We start from the raw sequence: 2,188 nt of genomic DNA on the forward strand, positions 1-2,188 counted from the left end.
GCTCGCGCGGCTGGGCGCGGCCCCGCTGCCGGCGTCGCTGCCGCACGCGGTGGTGGTCCTGCCCGACCTGTTCCTCCAGCCGACCGTGCCGGGCTTCGAGTACGATTACGGCACGCTGCCGCCGGGCGTCCGCTTCATCGGCCTGCTCCAGCCCCCGGCCCCGCCGGCGCCCCTGCCGGACTGGTGGCCGGAGCTGGAACGGGCCAACGCCGACGGCAAGCCCGTGGTGCTAGTCACCCAGGGCACCCTCGCCAACGCCGATTTCGGCGCGCTGGTCGAGCCGACCCTGGCCGCCCTCGCCGACCGGGACGACCTTCTCGTCCTCGCCACCACGGGCGGCCGCCCGGTCGAGGCGCTGCGCGGGCCGATCCCGGCCAACACGCGGGTCGCGCGGTTCCTGCCGTTCCGGGAGTTGCTGCCGCGGGTGAGCGTGCTCGTCACGAATGGCGGCTACGGCAGCGTCTCGCAGGCGCTGTCGAACGGCGTGCCGATCGTCTCGGCGGGCCTGACCGAGGACAAGGCGGAGGTGAACGCCCGGATCGGCTGGTCCGGGGTCGGCCTCAACCTCGCCACCAACGCGGCGGGGGTCGACGCCCTGAGGGAAGCCGTGGCGCGGGTGCTCGGCGAGCCGGGCTTCCGGCAGCGGGCCATGGCCCTGCAGGAGGCCTTCGCGGCGCGGGACGCCATGGCCGGCATCCTGGGTGCGATCGACGCGCTGGTCCGCACCGGCCCGGCCCACAACAGCGGCACGGCGGTTCCGATGGCGAGGTCGGCGTGAAGCCGGCTACCGATCATCCGGTGCTGCGGGTCGTGGTCGATCTCAACCGCTGCCAGGGCTACGCCCAATGCTGCTACGCGGCCCCGGACGCCTTCGCGATCCGGGGCCACGAGATCCTCTTCTACGATCCGGCCCCGCCGGCTGAGCGGCGCGGTGCGATCGAGCGCGCCGTCCAGGCCTGCCCGGTTCGCGCCATCAGCCTGCAGGCCGGCCCGGACGACGGAGATCTGCCGTGACCGCCGAGCCCGCCGGCATCGTGGTGATCGGCGCCTCGCTGGCGGGCCTGCGCGCCGCCGAGGCCCTGCGGCACGGCTCCTATGACGGGCCGCTGACCCTGGTGGGAGCCGAGCCGTATCGCCCCTACGATCGGCCGCCCCTGTCGAAGCACGTGCTCGCCGGAGAGCTGAGGCCGGAGGCGACCCGGCTGCCGGAGCGTACGCGCCTGCGCGCTCGCTGGCGGCTGGGGAACGCGGCCGTGTCCCTCGACCGGAAAGCCCGCACGCTCCGCCTCGCGGACGGTACGGAGCTGGCTTATCAAAAACTGCTGATCGCCACCGGGGCCGATTCCCGTCCCTGGCCGGTCGAGACCGGCGGCGGGCTCGCTGGCATCCACACCCTGCGCGGCCGTGACGACGCCGCGTCCCTCCGGGCGGACCTCCTGGCCGGGCCCCGGCGGGTCCTCATCGTCGGGGGCGGGCTGATCGGCTGCGAGGCGGCCTCCTGCCTGCGCGACCTCGGCCTGCCGGTGACCCTGGTCGAGCCCGGGGCGACGCCGCTGGCCCGCGTCCTCGGAGGCACGGTCGGGGCGTTCATCGGGGCGATCCATGAGGGTCGGGGCGTCGACCTGCGCTGCGGCAGCGAGGTCGAGTGGCTGGAAGAGGCGGATGGCCGGTTCGTGCGCGCGCACCTCACGGACGGCACCCGCATCGACGCGGATGTCGCGGTGATCGCCCTCGGGGCCGTCCGCAACACCGAATGGCTCGCCGACTCTGGCCTGTCGGCGGATCCGGGCGGCGTCGATTGCGATGCGGCCGGATACGTCCTCGACGCCGACGGGGCGGCCGACCCGCGCATCGCTGCCGCCGGCGACGTGGCCCGCTTCCCCCACCCGCTCTACGGCGGGCGGCGCGTGGCGCTGGAGCATTGGAGCCAGGCGGTGGCACAGGGCATCCACGCCGGGCGACTGCTGGCCGGGGCGAAGCCCGAGGGCCCCTATGGCGCGCTGCCGACCTTCTGGTCCGCACAGGGCAACGTGGTGGTCAAGTCCGTCGGGCTGACCGAGGGCGCGGACGCCCTGGCGATCACCCATGGCGAGCCCGGCGCCGGCCGCTTCCTGGCCGTCTACGGACGGGCGGGGCGCTGCATCGCGGCCGTCTCGGTGGACAGCGCCCGCTGGCTGCCGGCCCATGC

At 75.1% G+C, this 2,188-nt stretch carries 3 protein-coding genes; all 3 read left to right on the forward strand.

The features are described 5' to 3' along the window. The coding region (locus FV228_RS27395; RefSeq protein ID WP_348645074.1) for a nucleotide disphospho-sugar-binding domain-containing protein at positions 1–778 on the forward strand (778 nt) is incomplete at its 5' end. A 23-nt stretch (positions 779–801) separates the two neighbouring features. Then, complete coding sequence (locus tag FV228_RS27400) at positions 802–1,014, forward strand: ferredoxin (protein WP_147857393.1); 213 nt, start codon at positions 802–804, stop codon at positions 1,012–1,014. Continuing rightward, a partial coding sequence (locus FV228_RS27405) for an FAD-dependent oxidoreductase (protein WP_147857392.1) occupies positions 1,011–2,188 on the forward strand: 1,178 nt, incomplete at its 3' end. The genes FV228_RS27400 and FV228_RS27405, both read left to right, overlap by 4 nt.

The organism is Methylobacterium sp. WL18 (assembly GCF_008040015.1).
Classification (GTDB): domain Bacteria; phylum Pseudomonadota; class Alphaproteobacteria; order Rhizobiales; family Beijerinckiaceae; genus Methylobacterium; species Methylobacterium mesophilicum.